General features: G+C 63.6%; 25 protein-coding genes. 9 read left to right on the top strand and 16 right to left on the bottom strand.

Annotation, left to right across the window (positions count from 1 at the left end; translation table 11 throughout):
- Positions 1 to 34 precede the first annotated feature (34 nt).
- Together BMG00_RS05450 and BMG00_RS05455 are read left to right on the top strand one after the other, a co-directional pair.
- On the top strand, positions 35 to 694 hold the full coding sequence (locus BMG00_RS05450) for a YiaD family glycine zipper/OmpA-like lipoprotein (RefSeq protein WP_078573604.1): 660 nt from the start codon (positions 35 to 37) through the stop codon (positions 692 to 694).
- 96 nt (positions 695 to 790) lie between these two features.
- Complete coding sequence (locus BMG00_RS05455; RefSeq protein ID WP_078525206.1) at positions 791 to 1,558, top strand: FadR/GntR family transcriptional regulator; 768 nt, start codon at positions 791 to 793, stop codon at positions 1,556 to 1,558.
- Positions 1,559 to 1,699: 141 nt separating this feature from the next.
- On the opposite strand, the gene BMG00_RS05460 is transcribed toward BMG00_RS05455, so the two are convergent.
- The 5 genes from BMG00_RS05460 to BMG00_RS05480 all read right to left on the bottom strand — a co-directional run bounded on the left by BMG00_RS05460 (position 1,700) and on the right by BMG00_RS05480 (position 4,347).
- Complete coding sequence (locus BMG00_RS05460; protein ID WP_078527140.1) at positions 1,700 to 2,260, bottom strand: F0F1 ATP synthase subunit B; 561 nt, start codon at positions 2,258 to 2,260, stop codon at positions 1,700 to 1,702.
- A gap of 4 nt (positions 2,261 to 2,264) precedes the next feature.
- Positions 2,265 to 2,837 (bottom strand): F0F1 ATP synthase subunit B', encoded by a 573-nt coding sequence (locus tag BMG00_RS05465; protein ID WP_078525208.1) that lies wholly within the window; start codon positions 2,835 to 2,837, stop codon positions 2,265 to 2,267.
- Positions 2,838 to 2,927: 90 nt separating this feature from the next.
- Entirely contained in the window at positions 2,928 to 3,164 is a 237-nt protein-coding gene (locus BMG00_RS05470; RefSeq protein ID WP_038066250.1) for a F0F1 ATP synthase subunit C, read from the bottom strand.
- Between the two features lie 63 nt (positions 3,165 to 3,227).
- Positions 3,228 to 3,983 carry a F0F1 ATP synthase subunit A gene (locus BMG00_RS05475; protein ID WP_245794999.1) on the bottom strand — a complete coding sequence of 252 codons (756 nt, stop codon included), beginning with the start codon at positions 3,981 to 3,983 and terminating at the stop codon, positions 3,228 to 3,230.
- A gap of 7 nt (positions 3,984 to 3,990) precedes the next feature.
- Positions 3,991 to 4,347, bottom strand: a complete 357-nt coding sequence (locus BMG00_RS05480) for an AtpZ/AtpI family protein (RefSeq protein ID WP_078573605.1) — start codon at positions 4,345 to 4,347, stop codon at positions 3,991 to 3,993.
- Between the two features lie 215 nt (positions 4,348 to 4,562).
- Between BMG00_RS05480 and BMG00_RS05485 the strand changes: the two genes are divergently transcribed.
- A complete protein-coding gene (locus tag BMG00_RS05485) occupies positions 4,563 to 4,958 on the top strand; it encodes an ArsR/SmtB family transcription factor (protein ID WP_078573606.1) in 396 nt (131 codons plus the stop codon).
- Here BMG00_RS05485 and BMG00_RS05490 read toward each other — a convergent pair.
- Together BMG00_RS05490 and BMG00_RS05495 are read right to left on the bottom strand one after the other, a co-directional pair.
- Complete coding sequence (locus BMG00_RS05490; RefSeq protein ID WP_078573607.1) at positions 4,955 to 5,707, bottom strand: SDR family NAD(P)-dependent oxidoreductase; 753 nt, start codon at positions 5,705 to 5,707, stop codon at positions 4,955 to 4,957. The genes BMG00_RS05485 and BMG00_RS05490 overlap by 4 nt on opposite strands.
- Positions 5,708 to 5,825: 118 nt before the next feature.
- Positions 5,826 to 6,584, bottom strand: coding sequence for a DUF1013 domain-containing protein (locus tag BMG00_RS05495; RefSeq protein WP_078573608.1), 759 nt, complete (start codon positions 6,582 to 6,584; stop codon positions 5,826 to 5,828).
- 132 nt (positions 6,585 to 6,716) lie between these two features.
- On the opposite strand from BMG00_RS05495, the gene BMG00_RS05500 reads away from it, so the two are divergent.
- Positions 6,717 to 7,367 carry a ribonuclease T2 family protein gene (locus BMG00_RS05500; RefSeq protein WP_078525218.1) on the top strand — a complete coding sequence of 217 codons (651 nt, stop codon included), beginning with the start codon at positions 6,717 to 6,719 and terminating at the stop codon, positions 7,365 to 7,367.
- 3 nt (positions 7,368 to 7,370) lie between these two features.
- Here the strand turns inward: BMG00_RS05500 and BMG00_RS05505 are convergent, their stop codons facing one another.
- From BMG00_RS05505 to BMG00_RS05515, 3 genes are read right to left on the bottom strand one after another with little or no spacing between them, the layout of a single operon-like run.
- Positions 7,371 to 7,832, bottom strand: a complete 462-nt coding sequence (locus BMG00_RS05505) for a SpoIIAA family protein (protein WP_158521683.1) — start codon at positions 7,830 to 7,832, stop codon at positions 7,371 to 7,373.
- Positions 7,833 to 7,892: 60 nt separating this feature from the next.
- Positions 7,893 to 8,879, bottom strand: coding sequence for an NAD(P)H-quinone oxidoreductase (locus BMG00_RS05510; RefSeq protein WP_078574251.1), 987 nt, complete (start codon positions 8,877 to 8,879; stop codon positions 7,893 to 7,895).
- Between the two features lie 14 nt (positions 8,880 to 8,893).
- Positions 8,894 to 9,562, bottom strand: coding sequence for a COQ9 family protein (locus BMG00_RS05515; RefSeq protein ID WP_078573610.1), 669 nt, complete (start codon positions 9,560 to 9,562; stop codon positions 8,894 to 8,896).
- Between the two features lie 104 nt (positions 9,563 to 9,666).
- On the opposite strand from BMG00_RS05515, the gene rpsU reads away from it, so the two are divergent.
- The gene (gene rpsU / locus BMG00_RS05520) at positions 9,667 to 9,873 is read left to right on the top strand and encodes a 30S ribosomal protein S21 (protein ID WP_011748553.1); all 207 of its coding nucleotides are present in this window, start codon (positions 9,667 to 9,669) and stop codon (positions 9,871 to 9,873) included.
- Between the two features lie 222 nt (positions 9,874 to 10,095).
- Positions 10,096 to 11,544 (top strand): TrkH family potassium uptake protein, encoded by a 1,449-nt coding sequence (locus BMG00_RS05525; RefSeq protein ID WP_078573611.1) that lies wholly within the window; start codon positions 10,096 to 10,098, stop codon positions 11,542 to 11,544.
- Here the strand turns inward: BMG00_RS05525 and BMG00_RS05530 are convergent.
- Complete coding sequence (locus tag BMG00_RS05530) at positions 11,541 to 12,005, bottom strand: Lrp/AsnC family transcriptional regulator (RefSeq protein ID WP_078525225.1); 465 nt, start codon at positions 12,003 to 12,005, stop codon at positions 11,541 to 11,543. The two genes, BMG00_RS05525 and BMG00_RS05530, sit on opposite strands and share 4 nt — an antisense overlap.
- 143 nt (positions 12,006 to 12,148) lie before the next feature.
- Between BMG00_RS05530 and ald the strand changes: the two genes are divergently transcribed.
- The gene (gene ald / locus BMG00_RS05535; RefSeq protein WP_078573612.1) at positions 12,149 to 13,273 is read left to right on the top strand and encodes an alanine dehydrogenase; all 1,125 of its coding nucleotides are present in this window, start codon (positions 12,149 to 12,151) and stop codon (positions 13,271 to 13,273) included.
- Positions 13,274 to 13,336: 63 nt separating this feature from the next.
- Here ald and mscL read toward each other — a convergent pair whose 3' ends face one another.
- A complete protein-coding gene (gene mscL, locus BMG00_RS05540; protein WP_078525229.1) occupies positions 13,337 to 13,759 on the bottom strand; it encodes a large conductance mechanosensitive channel protein MscL in 423 nt (140 codons plus the stop codon).
- A 122-nt stretch (positions 13,760 to 13,881) separates the two neighbouring features.
- On the opposite strand from mscL, the gene BMG00_RS05545 reads away from it, so the two are divergent.
- On the top strand, positions 13,882 to 14,577 hold the full coding sequence (locus BMG00_RS05545) for a glutathione S-transferase N-terminal domain-containing protein (RefSeq protein WP_078525231.1): 696 nt from the start codon (positions 13,882 to 13,884) through the stop codon (positions 14,575 to 14,577).
- A gap of 3 nt (positions 14,578 to 14,580) precedes the next feature.
- Here the strand turns inward: BMG00_RS05545 and BMG00_RS05550 are convergent, their stop codons facing one another.
- The 3 genes from BMG00_RS05550 to BMG00_RS05560 all read right to left on the bottom strand — a co-directional run bounded on the left by BMG00_RS05550 (position 14,581) and on the right by BMG00_RS05560 (position 17,151).
- Positions 14,581 to 15,204, bottom strand: coding sequence for a hypothetical protein (locus BMG00_RS05550; RefSeq protein WP_078525233.1), 624 nt, complete (start codon positions 15,202 to 15,204; stop codon positions 14,581 to 14,583).
- Positions 15,205 to 15,309: 105 nt separating this feature from the next.
- A complete protein-coding gene (locus BMG00_RS05555) occupies positions 15,310 to 16,101 on the bottom strand; it encodes an inositol monophosphatase family protein (protein ID WP_078525235.1) in 792 nt (263 codons plus the stop codon).
- Positions 16,102 to 16,245: 144 nt separating this feature from the next.
- Entirely contained in the window at positions 16,246 to 17,151 is a 906-nt protein-coding gene (locus BMG00_RS05560) for a LysR family transcriptional regulator (protein WP_078573613.1), read from the bottom strand.
- 93 nt (positions 17,152 to 17,244) lie between these two features.
- On the opposite strand from BMG00_RS05560, the gene metF reads away from it, so the two are divergent.
- Positions 17,245 to 18,111 (top strand): methylenetetrahydrofolate reductase [NAD(P)H], encoded by an 867-nt coding sequence (metF, locus tag BMG00_RS05565; protein ID WP_078573614.1) that lies wholly within the window; start codon positions 17,245 to 17,247, stop codon positions 18,109 to 18,111.
- A 143-nt stretch (positions 18,112 to 18,254) separates the two neighbouring features.
- Here the strand turns inward: metF and BMG00_RS17470 are convergent, their stop codons facing one another.
- Positions 18,255 to 18,935, bottom strand: a complete 681-nt coding sequence (locus BMG00_RS17470) for a hypothetical protein (RefSeq protein WP_146642563.1) — start codon at positions 18,933 to 18,935, stop codon at positions 18,255 to 18,257.
- Between the last annotated feature and the right edge of the window lie 5 nt (positions 18,936 to 18,940).

Here is an 18,940-nt window from a genome sequence, read left to right on the forward strand (position 1 = left end):
GAGGGAGGCGATGAGACAAGGCAGAGACAGAGCAATGACCACCCTTCTCAAGACCAAGACGATCCTGTTTGGGGCCGCCGCCGCGATCGCGCTGAGCGCCTGCGTCCCGGCCAACGAATCCGATCCCAACGCAAACCGCAATGCAGGCGCCATCACCGGCGCGCTGATCGGCGGCGCCATCGGCGCGACCCGCAAGGGCGACGAGAAGCTGACCAAGGCGGCCGCGGGCGCCATCGTCGGCGGCCTTGTCGGCGGTGCCATCGGCAGCCAGCTCGACAGACAGGCGGCCGAACTGCGCCGCGACCTTACGACCAACGGCGTGAGCGTGGTGCGCTCGGGTGACCAACTGATCGTGACGATGCCGCAAGACGTGCTCTTCGCCACCGACAGCGCCGCCGTGCGCCCCGACCTCCAGCGCGATCTCTACACGCTGGCGGGCAGCCTCAACCGCTACCCGGACACCACCGTCGAGGTCATCGGACATACCGACAACACGGGCGACGCCGCCTATAACATGCGGCTCTCGCGCCAGCGCGCACAATCGGTGGCAAGCATCCTCGTCAATGCGGGCGTGCCGAGCTATCGCGTCCTGCCGATCGGACGTGGTGAGGACCAGCCGATTGCGAGCAACCTGACCGCCGAGGGGCGTCAGGCGAACCGCCGGGTGGAATTCATCATCCGCCCCACGCGATAAAGCCATCGCAGATGCTCGAAAGGCCGGGGAAACCCGGCCTTTTTTATTGCCTACCCCCCCTGTCCGGTCATACATCTTGACCACATGGAGGGGGAAATGCCGTTTCAGAAGATTGAATCCGAAAAGCTCGCCAGCGCGGTCGTGCGCCAGATCGAGGAATTGATCCTGCAAGGGATCCTGCGCCCGGGCGAGCGCCTTCCCTCGGAGCGCGAGCTTTCCGACCGTCTCGGCGTGTCTCGCCCCAGCCTGCGCGAGGCCGTCTCCGAGTTGCAGGAGGCGGGACTTCTGACGACGCGCGCCGGCGCGGGGATCTTCGTTGCGGACGTGCTCGACTCCGCATTCTCCCCTGCCCTGATCCGGCTCTTCGCGAGCAACGATCAGGCACTGTTCGATTACATCTCGTTTCGCCGGGACATGGAGGGGCTCGCGGCTGAACGTGCTGCTCAATGCGGCTCCGCCACCGATCTACAGGTGATCCAGACACTTTTCGAGCAAATGGAAGCCGCCCACAGCAAGCGCAACCCAGCAGAAGAAGCGCAGCTCGACGCGCAGTTTCACATGGCAATCATCGAGGCGAGCCACAACGTCATCATGATCCACATGATGCGTGCGATGTTCGATCTCCTGGCCGAGGGCGTCTTCTACAACCGCTCGATCATGTTCCGGAACCGTGCGACACGCGGCAAGCTGCTCGACCAGCACCGCGCGATGAACGAAGCGATCCAGCGCCGCGATCCGGCGGCCGCACGCAAGGCGGTGGCCGCCCATATGAACTTCGTCGAGGAAGAAATGTCGGCGATGCGCCGGGCCGAGCGCAACGAAGCGACGGCAAAACTGCGTCTTCAGCACAAGGTCATGAAGTAGGACCGTCGCGTCGCGCCAAACCCTCTGCCCCCGCGACGCGCCCGCCCATCTCGTCGGACACCCACATCCCTGCGGGAGCGCCCAAGCAAAAACCCCGGCCACATGGACCGGGGTTTTCGTAACTTACCCGTTCGGGAAAGATCAGTTGAGACGCTGCTCGACTTCGCCCAGCGAGGCGTCGATCATCGCGGCCCGATCCTTCGCGGTCAGCTGCTTGGCGAGCACCTCGCCAGCGGCGGCCACGGCGACCGAAACGGCGCGATCCTTGACCTCTTTGAGCGCGTGGGCTTCAGCCGAGGCGATCTGCTCGTCAGCGGCTTTCAGGCGACGCTGGATCGAGACCTTCAGATCTTCCTTGGCTTTCTCTGCCGCAGCTTCCGCATCGCGCTTGGCGGCGGCGACGATCTCGTCGGCCGTGCCCTGCACTTCACGTGCCTTGCGCTCGTAAGTCGCCAGGATCGCCTGTGCCTCGTCGCGCAGCTTGCGGGCTTCGTCGAGATCGCCACGGATATTGTCCGCGCGCTTGTCGAGCATCTTGCCCAACATGCCCGGAACCTTCGCCCAAAGGATGATCCCCACGAAGAGGATGAAGGCGATGGTCACGATGAAGTTCGTGTTCCACAGCGAAAAGAACGGACCCGATGCCGCGAAAGCGGGCTGGGCAACGGCGAGCGGGAGGAGGAGAAGCGAAAGTTTCTTCATCATCTTACCCTTTCAGCCGCGTATCGACAGCCGCGTTGATGGAGTTGGCATCCGCCTTGCCACCGAGCGCCGCGACGATCTCGCCAGCGGTATCCTTTGCGACCTGATCGACCGCAGCCATCGCACCGTCGCGGATCTCCGCGATACGCGCTTCCGATTCCGCGGAACGGGCCGCGATCTCGGCATCGGCCTTGGCGATAGCGGCGTCGAGGTCCTTCTGGATCTCGGCCCGGGTCTCGCCGGCGATCTTCTGAGCCTGAGCGCGGGCATCGGCCAGCGCCTTCTCGTAAGCGGCTTCGGCCTCTTCGGCCTTGCGCTTGAAATCCTCGGCTGCGGCGATGTCGCCCGCGATCGTGCCCTGACGATCGGCGAGGACCGCCTCGATCCGGGGCAGCGCGATGCGCGACAGCAGCCAGTAGATCGCGACCAGAGCGACCAGAAGCCAGAAGATCTGGTTCGGGAAGCTCGAGAAGTCGAGCTGAGGCATGCCGCCCGCGTCAGCGGAATGTGCAGCACCTGCAGCGCCATGGGCCGCGTCAGCGGCTGCGTGCGCCATATCTTGCGTTTCGCTTGCCATGTCGTCCCTCGACCCTGATCACAAATCCCCTTGCGGGTCACGGATGGGCTCCGAATGAGCCCACCCGCCCTCAAGGAAAAGCGTGTTGGATCAGACGGCGAACATCAGCAGCAGCGCGACGAGGAACGAGAAGATCCCGAGCGCTTCCGCGAAAGCGATGCCGATGAAGAGGGTCGCGGTCTGGCCAGCGGCCGCCGACGGGTTGCGCAGAGCGCCCGACAGGAAGTTGCCGGCAACGTTGCCCACACCGATAGCCGAGCCACCCATGCCCATGCAGGCCAGGCCAGCGCCGATGTAAGCACCCATTTGAACGATATCGCCTTCCATTGTCGTACTCCTTGAGGTTGGAAGTGGCAGAAACTTTGTGAAGCGGTTCGATCCGTTACCCGGTCAGTGTGCCGGGTGCAGTGCGTCACGCAGGTAGACGCAGGTCAGGATCGTGAAGACATAGGCCTGGATGAAGGCCACGAGAACTTCGAGCCCGTACATCGCGGTGATCGCGAGGATCGACAGCGGGGTGACGGCGATGCCGACGCCCGAGAACAGGATCAGCGGCGCGAAGGCGGCGAACACTTTCATAACCGCGTGGCCAGCCATCATGTTGCCCGCAAGACGAATGGAGTGGCTGACGGGGCGCACGAAGTAGGAAATCAGTTCGATGATCGCAAGGATCGGACGCAGCGCGAGCGGTGCCGAAGAGACCCAGAATAGGCTCAGGAAGCCCGCGCCGTTCTTGACGAAGCCGACGACCGTCACGGTCACGAACACCATGATCGCGAGGACCGCAGTCACAGCGATATGCGAGGTCGTGGTGAAAGCGCGCGGCAGCAGGCCGAGGAAGTTCGAGAACACGATGAACAGGAAGAGCGTGAAGATATAGGGGAAGAACTTCAGCGCGTCCTTGCCGGCCACGTCCTCGACCATCTTGTGAATGAAGCCGTAAGCGAGTTCGGCGATCGACTGGGCGCGGCTCGGGACCACGGCGCGGCCGCGGGTGCCGATCACCAGCATGAAGAAGATCGCCGCCACGGCGACAGCCATCCACAGCGTCGCGTTCGTGGGCGTGTACCAGTGGACAGGGCCCTCCCCGAAGAGAGGCTTAACGATAAACTGGTCCATCGGGTGGAAAACCAGCTCATTGCGCATTTCCTGTTCAAGATTTGCCACGTTCGTCTTCCTCTTCATCGGCCATCTCGGCCGCACGCTCTTCGTTCATTTCCTTGGCAGAGCGAAGCATCACCTTCACCCCCGCCGTGAGCCCGAGAAGCGTGAACAGCACCATCATCCAAGGCATCGTGCCAATCAGCACATCAAGCCCGTATCCGATGCCGAAGCCGATCCCCAGCCCCGAAACCATTTCGATCACCATACGCCAGGCCATATTCGCCTGGGACAGATGATGATCGGCACGTTGCGGAGGCGGCTCCTGCGCCTTTCTCACTGCCGCAAGCTTCTTCTCCAGCGCGGCGAGGCGCTCGGGATCGGGCTCGTCGGAGCGGTGATCAGGCATGGTTTGGCCCCCACTCAGGTCTCAGCCGTGATAGCCGCGCCCCCCTCGCGAGTCAATTCCGTATGGATCACCTTTTTCATCATGCAAGCCATTGAAAATGAAAGGTTTTGAAAAACACCGCGATTCCAGCCCCGCGCAAAGCTCACGCAAATGCGAGCAATCGCATATTCAACCGATCGGTTGACGTTTTTTCACGAAAGCCCCATCACTTGGCCATGTTGCCGCCCGCTCCGCCTTCTCTCGATGCGATCTTCGCCGCCCTCGCCGACCCGACCCGGCGGGCGATCCTGACGATGTTGCTCGAGGACGACATGGCGGTGACGGATGTGGCCGAGCCCTTCGAGATGTCGCTTGCCGCCGTGTCGAAGCACCTTGCGATCCTGACCAATGCCGGCCTGATCTCTCAGGAAAAGCGTGGCCGGGTGAAGTGGTGCAAGCTCGAGCCGATCTCGATGGCTGCGGCGACTACATGGATTCAGGGCTTCGGCCAGTTCGAGCCTCTCGATTTCGACGCCTTCGAGAAGTTCCTCGAAACCGAGCTATCCGAGATCGACTTGCCCGAAGTTAGCGAGGCCGACAACTCCGGGGCCGACGCCCGCGAGGTCGATTAGATCGAACCTGCCTCGACCATGAAATTGCTCGCCGTGCACATCGCCGCGTCGTCCGAGGCGAGGAAAAGCACCATCCGCGCGACATATTCGGGCTGGATCAGGTCGGGCAGGCATTGCTTGCGCCGATGATCCTCCAGCGCCTCGGGCGTGGCCCAGAGCGTCTTCTGCCGATCCGTCATGATCCATCCCGGCACGACCGTATTCACCCGGATCCGATGCCCGCCCAGCTCGCGCGCCATCGTCCGCGTCAACCCGTGCACGGCGGCCTTGGCCGTCGCATAGGCCGGAAAGCCCGCGCCCGCCTCCCACCAGGAATTCGACCCCATATTGATGATCGAGCCCGCCCCTTTCGCGATCATGTCCGGCGCGACGGTTTGGATCGCGAAGAACATGTGGCGCAGGTTTGTATTCTGCCGCTCGTCCCAATAGTCGACATCAATCTCGCGCCAGTCGTGGCGGTCGTCGCGCGCGGCGTTGTTCACCAGCACATCGGCCGGGCCGATCTTGGCACGCAAATCCGCCAAAGCCGCCTTCATCGCCGCGATATCGCGCAGATCGCAGAGCTCGAACGCCACCCCGTCGAGACGCCCCGCCAGCGCCGCGCTCGCCTCGGCATCGCGATCGAGAAACCCGACCCGCGCGCCTTGCGCGGCAAAGCTCTCGACGATCAGCGCCCCGATCCCCGAGGCGCCCCCGGTAACGATGATGCTCTTGCCCTTCAGGCTCGGATAGGTCGCGAAATCCGGCATGTGCTCCTCCACTCTTTCCCGCGCGAGCATCGCGCCACGCCCCGGCCCTGTCCAGAGCGCGCCAACGAAAAAGGCCGCACCCGAAGGCGCGGCCCTGATCACGGTTTGCCGGGGCGACTTACTTGTCGTCGTCCTCGTCATCCTCGTCGCTGTCGGGCAGGTTGAAGAAGCTGTCCGCGTCCGAGTAGTCCTGCTTCTCTTCTCCCTCGTTGTCTTCGCGAAGATCCGAGGAGGTGAAGTTCTCCAGACCCGCGATGGCCGAAGGCAGGCGCGGCTCGTCCGGCATGCCAAGCGACTGCTCGGTCGAGACCAGTTTGCGACGCTCGTCATCGCTCATCACGCCATCGGCGGCAGCCTTCTTCGCGGCCTTCTGCACTTCCATGTCCAGTTCCGACTGACGGCACAGACCCAGCGCAACCGGATCGATCGGGGTCATGTTCTGGATGTTCCAGTGGGTGCGCTCGCGGATCGACTGGATCGTGGGCTTGGTGGTGCCTACGAGACGGGCGATCTGCGCATCGGCCAGCTCGGGGTGGAACTTCACCAGCCACAGGATCGCGTTCGGACGGTCCTGACGCTTCGAGAGCGGCGTATAGCGCGGGCCACGGCGCTTGTCTTCACCCAGCGCCGCCTTGTTGAACTTCAGCTTGAGCTTGTGCAGCGGATCCTTCTCGGCCTTGTCGATCTCCGACTGGTCGAGCTGGTTCGAAGCGATCGGGTCGAAGCCCTTGACGCCGGCGGCCACGTCACCATCGGCGATGCCCTGCACTTCCAGCTCGTGCATGCCGCAGAAATCCGCGATCTGCTTGAAGCTGAGCGTCGTATTGTCCACCAGCCACACGGCGGTGGCCTTTGCCATCAGGGGCTTGTTCGTCATTGCAGCCATCCTTTACATATCTCTCCCGGGCCGAGAAATCGGCTGCGGCGCGGGAATTCCCTGCCGCGGTCCATTTCTGGAAGGGGAATTGCCGCCTCATATAGTCAATTGCGCGTCGGGAGAAAAGAGAAAATGCACAAACAGGGCCTCCTCGCAGCAGCGCTTCTGGCTGCCTCCGCCGCGCTCTCGCCCGCGTTGGCCGAAGGCGAGCGCGCAGGCGATTTCGACTATTATGTCCTGTCACTCAGCTGGTCGCCCACGTGGTGCGCGCTCGAAGGCGACGCGCGCAACTCGCCGCAATGTGACCCCAGGCATGACTATTCCTTCGTGCTGCACGGGCTCTGGCCGCAATACGAGACCGGCTGGCCCAGCTTCTGCCGCACGCCGCATCGCGACCCCTCGCGCCAACAGACGGCGGCGATGGAGGATCTGACCGGCGCGCCGGGTCTGGCATGGTATGAATGGAAGAAGCACGGGCGCTGCTCGGGGCTGTCGGCGGCGGATTACTTCGCGCTCGAACGCCGCGCCTATGAGAGCATCAAGATCCCCGACGTGCTCGCCCATCTCGAACGAGACGTGAAGCTGCCCGCCAAGGTGGTCGAACAGGCCTTTCTCGAGACCAATCCCGGGTTGGACGCCGACGAGATCACCATCACCTGCAAGGCAGGCCGCATTCAGGAAGCCCGCATCTGCCTGACGAAGGATCTCGAGCCGCGCACCTGCGGGGCCGACACGATCCGCGATTGCCGGATGCGCGACGCGCTGATGGAAAAGGTGCGCTGAGGCTCAGGCACCCGGCGGGATCTTGTCTTCCAGCGTCGAGAGCTTCCGCGTCGCCGCCGTGTCGTGCGAATGGTCTTCCTCCGCTCGGCCGGCTTCGCGCATCCACGCCTTCGCGTCCTCGAGCTCCGCCAGATGGAAGACCCGCAGCGGCGCAGGCACGAGCGGCATGAAGAGCTTCGTCCCGTGCCGGATCCAGTCGGTATCCGTCACCACCGCCAAGGCACCGAAATCGCCCAGATGCGAGAACCCGAGCTTGGTGTCATCCCAGGCCGCCCCCATCGTGAAGCCCTCGAACCGATCGCCCAGAACATAGAGGAGCTTGACTCGGCCCTCGGCCGCGATCTTCGCCTCGACCGCCGGGATCAGCTGCGTTTCATAGGCCGCGGCGTCGATTACACCCACGGCCTCGAAAGCCAGAACATCGGTGGGATAGCCGGTGAAAAATTCGAACGTCCCCTTGCTCATGGTCGTCTCCTTTCCGGTCATGTCCCTGAAATATGGGGATCGCGCGGGCCCGCGAAAAGCTCAGCCGCCCTTCACCTCCATCACGATCTTGCCAATATGCTGGCTGCTCTCCATCCGCGCATGGGCCGCCGCGGCTTCGGCCAGCGGGAAGGTGCTGTCGTGAATGACCCGCAGCTTGCCCGCGCTCACCATCGGCCAGACCTGCCCAAGCAGCTGCCGCGCGATCTCGGCCTTCGCCGCATCCGATTGCGGGCGCAGCGTCGAGCCGGTGATCGTCAGCCGCCGCAGCATCACCTGCGCGAAGTTGATCTCGGCCTTGGGGCTTTCGAGAAACGCGATGAAGACCATCCGCGCGTCATCGGCCATCGCCTTGATATTGCGCGCGATATAAGACCCGCCGACCATGTCGAGCACAAGGTTCGCGCCCCCCTCGGCACGCAGCACATCGACGAAATCGCCCGTCTTGTAGTTGATCGCGGTCGCGCCCAACTCCTCGCAGGCCGCGCATTTCTCCGGGCTGCCAGCGGTGGTGAAGACCCGCGCCCCCAGCGCCTTAGCGATCTGGATCGCGGTGGTGCCGATGCCGCTCGATCCGCCATGCACGAGGAACCGCTCCCCCGCCTTCAGCCCGCCGCGCATCACCACATTCGACCAGACCGTGAAGCAGGTCTCGGGCAGGCAGGCCGCCGATTTCAGGTCCACCCCGACCGGAACGGGCAAGGCATGCTCCGCCGGGCAGGTCGCGAACTCGGCGTAACCGCCGCCGGGCAGCAACGCACAAACCTGATCGCCCACAGACCAGCCCGTCACCCCCGGCCCGAGCGCCGCAACGCGTCCCGAACATTCCAGCCCCGGCAGGTCAGACGCTCCGGGCGGCGCCTTGTAGGCGCCTGCGCGTTGCAGCGCATCGGGGCGGTTCACCCCGGCATAGGCCACTTCGATCAGGATCTCGCCATGGCCCGGCACGGGCACGGCACGGCGTGCCTCAGTCAGAACCTCAGGCCCGCCGGGTTCGGAAATCTCGATACAGCGCATCTCGGTCGGCATCTCGAAGGCGTCCATCAATGCGCCTCCCTGCCCGGCATGTCATCCATGGCTTTCGGCGCGCGGATGCCGCTGAGGATCTTCGGCAGGATCGGCAGCTTCAAGGCCGCCCCCTTGACCTTCTCGAACTGCATCACGCCTTCGATGCGACGGTCGAGGAAGGCCCAGGTGTCGGCATGTCCCTCGCTCTCGTCGCCCATCCAATAGAGCACGGTCGCGGAATAGACCCCCGAGAGCGTCATCCGTTTCGTGTACCAGTTATAGTCGCGGCTCTGATCGCCCAGCACGTTCCAGATCCTGTCGCAGGTCTCCCAGATCAGCTTCGACCCGGTCGCGGCATTTTGCGGCAGCGCGAAGATGGCCGCGCCCCTGCGCACCAGTTCCGCATCGGACGCCTCCAGCCGAAACCGAACCGCGGCAGCGATTCGGTCACGGAACTTGAGCCCCGACAGATCCGTCTCTTCCAGCCGCTTGAGCATCGCCGCATCGCCCTCGCGGTGATAGGCCACCGCCAGATCGACCGCCCCGCGCGGACAGATTACCCGGGCCAGCCCCGGATCGAGGCCCAGATCGGCCACAGCTTCCTTGAATGCAGGCTCCGACCAGCCGTCGAAGGGCACATGCGGCTTGATCGCCGCCAAAAGCTCGGATCGGGCGCGGTCCATGTCGAGATGGTCATTTTTCATCGCGTTTCCTCCGGTTTGGGCGGTAGACAAACCGCCCTTTGGCCTCTATATGGAGCGCTCCTGCAAGCAACTGCAACTCTAACTTAGGAAGGTGGTGACACCACATGCAGGTCAGCGTTCGCGACAACAACGTCGAACAGGCGCTCCGTGCTCTGAAGAAAAAGCTTCAGCGCGAGGGTGTGTTCCGCGAAATGAAGCTCAAGCAGCATTTCGAGAAACCCTCGGTCAAAAAAGCGCGCGAGAAAGCCGAAGCCGTCCGCCGTGCCCGTAAACTGGCACGCAAGAAGGCTCAGCGCGAAGGCGCGCTCTAAGCGCACCGCTCCGCGTCTGCAAAGGCGCCTGAAAATGCTGGCGGGCTTGCCCGCACCGATGACCCCCGAGGCCTGGCCGCGGGGGTTTTTGGTTTCTCGGGGTCCGGCACGCCACGGGCCCCACGACAGGACCCCACGACACCAGATTGCGCTTGCCTTGCGCCGCCAGCCGCCTACCCTACCGGCGTTCACCGATCGCCCTGGCTGGATCCGCTCACACCCATGTCCGATTTCCGGCCCGTTCTTCACCTCTTCGGCCTGATCCTGACGGCGCTCGGGGTCTCGATGCTTGTCCCGACCGGGATCGACCTGCTCGATGGCTCGGGCAACTGGCGTGAGTTCTTCGAGGCCGCGATCGAGACGACCCTCTCCGGCACGCTCCTCGCGCTGGCCACCCAAGGCGAACGCGCGGGCGGGCTGACGACCCGGCAGGCCTACCTTCTGACCGCCGCGATCTGGCTCGGCCTGCCCTTCTTCGCGGGGCTGCCCTTCATCGACGGCGCCCCGAATGCCAGCTGGACCGACGCCTATTTCGAGGCCGCCTCCGGCATCACCACCACCGGCTATACCGTGTTTTCCGATCTCGACGACATGCCGCGCTCGGTGCTGCTTTGGCGGGGGATGCTCAACTGGTTCGGTGGACTCGGGATCGCCTTCGTCGCGATGATCTTCCTGCCGGTGCTGCGCATCGGCGGCATGCGCTATTTCCAGACCGAGGGGTTCGACACGCTGGGCAAGGTAATGCCGCGCGCGGGCGATATCGCGCGCTCACTGCTCTGGGTCTACCTCTCGCTGACCGCTACCTGCGCGATCAGCTATGCCGCGACCGGAATGAGCGCATTCGACGCGATCTGCTACGCGATGGCGACGATCGCCACGGGGGGGTTCGGTACGCATGACACATCCTTCGCGAGCTTCTCACCCGCCGCGCAATACGCGAGCGTGATCTTCATGCTCGGCTCCGCCCTGCCGTTCATCCGCTACGTCCAGCTCGGCCACGGCAATCTCGGCCCGTTCTGGGGAGACCCGCAGGTTCGGACTTTCCTGCGCTGGTTCTCCATCGCGCTGACTGCACTTCTGGTCTGGCGCTACACCCACGATCCGCAAGGAATCGAACCGACATTCCGCTCCGCCGCCTTCAACCTGTCCTCGATCATGACCGGCACGGGGTTCGGCACAGCCAATGTCAGCAGCTGGGGCAGTTTCGCTGTGGTGCTTGTCTACTGGGTCGGGCTGATCGGCGGCTGCACCGGGTCGAGCTCGGGGGCGCTTTCGGTCTTTCGCTGGCAGGCGCTTGGCGCGGTGATCCGCACGGCGGTGCGCCGGTTGCACGCCCCCCACCGGGTGATCCTGCCGCGCCTCGGCGACAAGCTCCTCGAAGACGACGTGCTCTCCTCGCTCATTCTCTATTTCACCGGCTACATTCTCGCGCTCGGGGTGATCTCGGTCGGGATCTCGATGACGGGTGCCGATTTCGTCTCCGCGCTGTTCGCGACCTGGGGGGCGCTTGGCAATATCGGCTACGGCGTCGGGCCGCTGACCGACCGCACCGGCACGATGGTCGATTTCAACGATGCCGCGACCTGGTTGATGACGCTGGCGATGCTGCTCGGCCGGATCGGGATGCTCGCGATCCTCGTCGTTTTCCTGCCCCGGTTCTGGCGAAGCTAGACCGGAAGCGCCGTCGTCGAGAGCACGCATTTGAGCGAGAAGCTCGACTGGATCTGCGCCACGCCGGGCAGGTTCGCGAGCTTCGCCCGGTGCAGCCGCGCGAAATCCTCGGCGTCCTCGGCCACCACCTTCAACAGGTAATCCGCCGCCCCCGCCATCAGGTGACATTCGAGCACCTCGGGCACCTTGCGCACCGCCCCCTCGAACGCATCCAGCACCTCGTCGGCCTGGCTCGAAAGCTTGATCTCGACATAGACGGTCGTGGTCCGGCCCAGCTTGCGCGGATTCAAAAGCGCCACGTAATCGCGGATATAGCCGTCTTCCTCGAGGCGCTGCACACGCCGATGACAGGCCGAGGGTGAGAGGTTCACCCGTTCGCTCAGTTCGGCATTCGAGATTCGCCCCTGTTTCTGCAACACCGTCAAAAGCCGGCGATCCGTCGCGTCCAGCTTGTCGCTCATGCAATTTCCTGCCGGTTTAATGCCATTGCGCCGAAGATACGGGCGCAGCGCCCCGGCAGCAATCGCGAATTGGCAAAGCACTTGCATGTGACGGACCCGATACTGGGCGCAGGACGTTCCAATCGCATTGAGGAGGAAACGCGATGAAGATCGGATCGGTGCGCGAGATCAAGGCGCAGGAATTTCGGGTCGGGCTGACCCCGGCGGCGGCGGCCGAAGCCGTGGCGCATGGCCATGAGGTTCTCATCGAAGCCGGGGCCGGTGCGGGCGCAGGTTTTGCCGACAGCGACTACGAGGCGGCGGGCGCGACGATCGTAGCCGATGCCGAAACCGTCTTCGCGCAGGCCGACATGATCGTGAAGGTGAAGGAGCCGCAGGCCTCCGAGCGCAAGATGCTGCGCGAAGGTCAGATCCTCTTCACCTATCTTCACCTTGCCGCCGACGAAGCGCAGGCGAAGGACCTGATGGCATCGGGGGCGACCTGCATCGCCTACGAGACCGTGACCGCCAAGGATGGAACCCTGCCGCTTCTGGCGCCGATGTCCGAGGTTGCGGGCCGTCTTGCGCCGCAGATGGGCGCGTGGACGCTGCAAAAGGCCAATGGCGGACGCGGCGTGCTGATGGGTGGCGTGCCCGGCGTGGCCCCTGCGAAAGTCGTGGTGATCGGCGGCGGCGTCGTGGGCACCAATGCCGCGCGCGTGGCTGCCGGGATGGGCGCTGATGTGACCGTGCTCGACAAATCGCTGCCGCGCCTGCGCTATCTCGACGACACGTTTGGCGGGCTCTTCCGCACCGCCTATTCCTCCAAAGCCGAGACCGAGGCGCTGGTCGCCAGCGCCGATATGGTGATCGGTGCGGTGCTGATCCCCGGCGCGGCCGCGCCCAAGCTGATCACCCGCGAGATGCTCAAGACGATGAAACCGGGTGCCGCGATCGTCGACGTCGCGATCGATCAGGGCGGGTGCGCCGAAACCTCGCGCGCTACCACTCATGACGATCCTGTCTTCGAAGTCGATGGCGTGATGCATTACTGCGTGGCGAACATGCCTGGCGCTGTGGCGCGCACCTCGACCCTCGCGCTCTCGAACGCGACGCAGCCTTTCCTGATCGCGTTGGCCGACAAGGGTTGGGAACGCGCCTGCGCCGAAGATCCGCATCTCGCGGCGGGCCTCAACGTCCATGCCGGGATGATCACCCATGCGGCGGTGGCCGAAGCGCTCGGACTGCCGCTCAACGACACGCAGACGCTGCTGCACGCGGCCGAGTGAGCGCTTCTCTCGCACAAGCAAAAGGCCCGGGGAATTCCCGGGCCTTTTCGTCTCTCTCGCGCCTTATTTCTTGAGCGCGTCGCGGATCTCGAGAAGCACGTCGAGCTCGCTCGGGCCGGTCGGCACCTCAGGCGCCACATCGTCGGGCTTCTCCGCCGCCGCCTTGATCCGGTTGACCATCTTGACCAGCAGGAACACGACGAAGGCGATGATCAGGAAGTTGATCACGGCCGTGATGAAAGCCCCATAGGCGAAGACCGGCGCCCCCGCTTCGCGTGCCGCCGCCAGCGAGGCGTATTCGCCCTCGCCAAGATTGACGAACAGGTTCGAGAAATCGATCCCGCCCGTGATCACCCCGATGATCGGGTTGATCAGATCGCCCACCAGCGACGTCACGATCGCGGTGAAGGCCGCGCCGATGATGATGCCGACGGCCATGTCCATGACATTGCCCTTGGCAATGAAATCCTTGAATTCTTGAATCATTCGCTGCCCCTAATTTTGCAGTTCGCGCCATGCGATTTGCGAACCGTAACACGGGCTGCGCGCTGCGGCACCTTTTCGTTACGGGGAAAATTTGCTTGGGTGACGCAAATTCAGGAGGTCCCATGTCCGATCTATCGCAATTTCCGATCACCCGCCGATGGCCCGCCGCCGATCCCGACGTGATCCAGCTTTATTCCCTGCCGACGCCGAACGGGGTGAAGGTCTCGATCATGCTTGAGGAGACGGGCCTTCCCTATGAGCCCCATCTCGTGCGGTTCAGCGAGAACGACCAGATGACGCCGGAGTTTCTCTCGCTCAACCCCAACAACAAGATCCCGGCGATCATCGACCCGAATGGCCCTGAGGGCGCGCCTCTTCCGCTTTTCGAGAGCGGGGCGATCCTGATCTATCTTGCAGAAAAGACCGGGCAACTTTTGCCGCAGGCGCAGCGCTACGAGGTGCTGCAATGGCTGATGTTCCAGATGGGCGGGATCGGCCCGATGTTCGGTCAGCTCGGATTTTTCCATAAGTTCGCAGGCTCCGAGATCGAGGATCCGCGCCCGAAAGAGCGCTATCGCGCCGAAGTGGAACGGCTTCTGAAGGTACTCGACGGGGCGCTTGAGGGACGCGACTGGATCGCAGGCGACTACTCCATTGCCGATATCGCGATCTGCCCTTGGCTGCGCACCCTGCGCGAGATCTACATGGCGACCGAGATCACCGGGTGGGACGACCTGAAGAACGTGCCGGCCTATCTCGATCGTTTTCTGGCGCGTCCGGCCGTTCAACGCGGTCTGGATATCCCAAAGCGCGACTGAGGCTCAGCTATCGCGGCGCCGCACCTCATCGACGAGGCGACGGGCCGCACCGGCGACGGAGCGCAACAGATCTCCCTGCCTCCGCGCCGCAAGCGGCATTGCCGCCAGCCCGTCACTAAGGCGTGCGCGCGCCTCCTGCCGGGCGCTCTCGGCCAGTGTCGCGGGTTCGAAGCGCAGGGCGTCGCGCGCCTGTGCCAACAGGTCGCGATCCTCTTCGAGCCAGCCGAAATGCTCGGGTATCTGCAACATCGTGCGCAGCTTGCGCTGCGCGGTGTGGATCCGCTCACTGGCCGCGTCGCGCCGGTCCGCATGAAAACCAAGCTCCAGCGGCAAGGTCTCGGCCAGACTATCGCGTTCCTCCCTCAGCCCATCGGCCGCGCCCATCAGCGCCTGCGCCGTTTCGGCATCGACTTCGCCTGCGTCATCCTCGCAGCCCGCGATCATCTCGTCGAGCTGGCCCAGACGATGCCGCGCGATGATTTCGGCGGCCTCCGCGTGGGCAAGATCAGCGGACGCCCTGCGAAGATCGTCCAGTGTCCGTTCCATCGGCAGAAGGCCGGACGGCGCACATAGCGCGATATCAATCGGGCGGGGGCCCGGATCGACCCCCTCAAATTGGTGGAGCATGGCAGCATCCCTCCTATGGCAGCCCGGACAGGCTGGCACAGGGGAATGAACGAAGAGTGAACAAATATGCCCACCTTTCGCACAACGCCAGAAATAGAAGTGATATCAGTCGTTTGTGCGGATCGTTTTCGCAAGCGTCGGGAACATCTCGGCATTGGCCGCGATCACCGACCCCGATTCGAGAACCGATCGACCCTCGCGCACGGCCTCGACGAAGCCACCGGCTTCCTTCACCAGAATCAGGCCCGCAGCGATATCCCAGGCATTCAGCCCACGCTCCCAATAGCCCTCGTAGCGGCCAGCGGCCACATAAGCCAGATCGAGCGCCGCCGAGCCCCAGCGCCGCACGCCCGCACATTGCGGCATCAGCTTGGCAAGGTCCTGGAGCGTCGCGGGAAGGGTCGATTTGCCACCGAAAGGCACACCGGTCGCGAAGATCGACTCGATCATCCGGTTGCGGCCCGAGACGCGCAGGCGGGTCTCGTTCATGTAAGCGCCCAAGCCCTTCTCGGCGTAATACATCTCGTCTTTCGCCGCATCGAAGATCACGCCGGCGATAACCTCGCCCTTGTGCTCGAGCGCGATCGAGATCGCCCAATGCGGCAGACCGTGCAGGAAGTTCGTGGTGCCGTCGAGCGGGTCGACGATCCAGCGGCGCGTCGGATCTTCACCGTCTTCCTCGCCGGTTTCCTCACCGATCCAGCCATAGGAGGGGCGCGCCGTACGCAGCTCTTCCTTGATGATGCGCTCGGCCTCGCGATCGGCTTTCGACACGAAGTCACCCGGCCCCTTGGACGAGACCTGAAGGTTCTCGACCTCGCGGAAATCCTTTACCAGCGAGCGGCCTGCCTTGCGGGCGGCCTTGATCATCAGGTTGAGGTTTGCGCTGCCTTGCATCTGGGGGCTCCTTCGCGTTTCAAGCGGCTGCCTTACAGGGGTTGGAGGGAAAATCCAAGGCCTTTGGCGCAGGGTGACGCCCGCGGAGGGGCTCTGCCCCGCTCCCTGCGGGAGTCCCCGCTATATTTCAGCCAATTCGAGGGCTCAGGCGCGTTGCAGCTTCACCGGCTCGGTGCGCGCGAGGCGCAGGAAATGCGCCATGAAGGGCTGGGTGGCGTCCTCGGTGCGGGTCGCCGCATAGAGCCGCTTGGTCAGACCATGTTCGGTGACGGGACGTGTGATGTAATCGGGCTGATATTTCACCTCGCGCAGCACCCAGTCGGGCAGCACCGCCACACCGCGATTCGAGGCGACCAGCATCAGGATCACCGCCGTCAGTTCCACCTGCCGCACAGCTTTCGGCTCGACCCGCGCGGGCGTGAGCAACTGGGTGAAAATGTCCGAGCGGCCCCGGTCGATCGGATAGGTGATCAGCGTCTGATCGGCGAAATCCTCGGCCTCGATAAAGGGTTTCGCGGCCAGCGGAGAATTGGCGGCGGCGATGAAGGTCGGCGCATAATCGAAGAGCGGGTTGAAGGTGACGCCCTCGATCTCTTCGGGATCCGAGGAAATCACCAGATCCACCTCTTCGCGCGCAAGCGCGGGCAGCGCCTTGAAGGCCAGTCCGGGGCGGATATCCACGTCGATATCGGGCCAGGCATGGCGGAAACGCTCCAGCACCGGGAAGAGCCAGTCGAAACAGGCATGGCACTCGATCGCGATATGCAGCCGCCCGGCGCGCCCGGACCGCAGCGCCTCGAACTCGGCCTCGGTCGCGGCGATCTCGGGCAGGATACGCTCGGCCAGCCGCAACAGCTTCATCCCCGCCGCCGACAGCTTCAAGGGCTTCGAGCGGCGCACGAACAGCTCCACCCCCGCCTGGTCTTCCAGCCCCTTGATTTGATGCGACAGCGCCGATTGTGTTATGTGCAGAACATCCGCCGCCTTCGCGAGCCCGCCCGCATCGTGAATCGCCTTGATCGTGCGCAGGTGCCGGAACTCGAGATGCATCTTGTAGTTACGCTCATAACCATTTTGAGGATTATGAGTTTGTCTCACAAAGCCCGATCTGGCACAAGAGAGCGAACGAAAGGACATACTCCCATGACGACGCCCAAGGTCAGCTTCGAATTCTTCCCGCCCCAGACGCTCGATGCGTCCTTCCGGCTGTGGGAAACCGCGCAGGTTCTGGCGCCGCTCCAGCCCGAGTTCGTCTCGGTGACCTATGGTGCGGGCGGCACGACGCGCAAGCTCACCCATGAGGCGGTCGGCACGATCCACAAGAATTACGGGCTCAACGTGGCCGCGCACCTGACCTGCGTGGAGGCGACCCGCGCCGAGACGATGGAGATCGTGAACTCCTATGCCGAAGTGGGCGTGACCGAGATCGTGGCGCTGCGGGGCGATCCGCCGAAAGGCGCCAAGGGCTTCGTTCCGCATCCCGAAGGCTTTGCGTCGTCGGTCGAGCTGATCGAGGCGCTGGCCGAGGATGGCCGCTTCACGATCCGCGCAGGCGCCTACCCCGAGCCGCACCCCGAAGCCGCCGATCCGCTGGCCGACGTGCGCTGGCTCAAGCGCAAGGTCGAGGCGGGCGCAACCTCGGCGATCACCCAGTTCTTCTTCGAGGCCGAGACCTTCTTCCGCTTCCGCGACGCCTGCGAGCGCGAAGGCATCAACGCCAAGATCATCCCCGGCATCCTGCCGATCCAGTCCTGGAAGGGCGCGAAGAACTTCGCCCAACGCTGCGGCACCTCCATCCCCGCATGGGTCGAGGAAGCCTTCGAAGCCGCGATCCGCGACGACCGCGAGCAGCTGCTGGCCACCGCGCTGTGCACCGAGCTTTGCGACAAGCTGATCGAGGGCGGCGTGGAAGACCTGCATTTCTACACGCTCAACCGCCCCGGCCTGACCCGCGACGTCTGCCACGCGCTGGGTGTGACGCCCGAAGCGGTGCTGGAGAACGTCGCCTGAAAGGGTGGTGGAGCGGAGTGAGTGGAGGGGGCCCGGCTGGGCCCTTTTTCTTTGGCTGGGGGCGGGTGTGCGATGTCAGCTTTGCGGGACGGAGCGGACCTTCGGCATCCGGCAATCAATGTCCGCTCGGCTTGCCATACTCCCTAAAATAGGTTCAGATCTTGAAGAAATTTCGCCTTAGGCTCGCAAGATTTGAATGGGCTTTCAAACAGTAGCTGAGGCCGTTCGACTGCCTGAAATTCCATGTGGCGAGGCGACCAATTGAACACGTCTATATCACCGCCATCTTCAACGAGAAGTAGGCCATGAAAATACCAAGTGTCTCCAATTTTGTAACCTGACCCTGTTGTATAGAAGGACAAGCCGCGCAGTCCCATGATGGATCCTAGTTCTCTCTCTATCGGACTGTGTTCACCAATGCAGAATGCACGGCCCGAAGATATTTCCACGGCGCTTGAGTAAGCGAGTGGAACCATAGCTAGCGACCAAACTCCGACTAACACAGGAAACATGTAAACGCCGAATGCAACCAATCTTGCTTTTTTCCCAACGGTTGAGATCAACAGAAAGGATGAGGCACACGCTGTCGTCAGAGCAGTCCCGTGCAGGAAGACCAACTTTGTTCCGCCGCCCGACAGCGCCATCATAACGAGGGTCACAAACGTCCCGGCGATTAAAATCACCAGAGCAAGGACCGTCGCAAAAACTACCGGCATTTTCCGATGGCTAACGATTGAGAGCACCAATATGGTTATTGGCATCAAGGGCAAAACAGCAATCGTCCATTCGAACCAAGTTGCCTTGGGCAGTGATGGATCGGTCAATGGAA

The sequence above is a fragment of the Thioclava marina genome (assembly GCF_002020135.1).
Classification (GTDB): domain Bacteria; phylum Pseudomonadota; class Alphaproteobacteria; order Rhodobacterales; family Rhodobacteraceae; genus Thioclava; species Thioclava marina.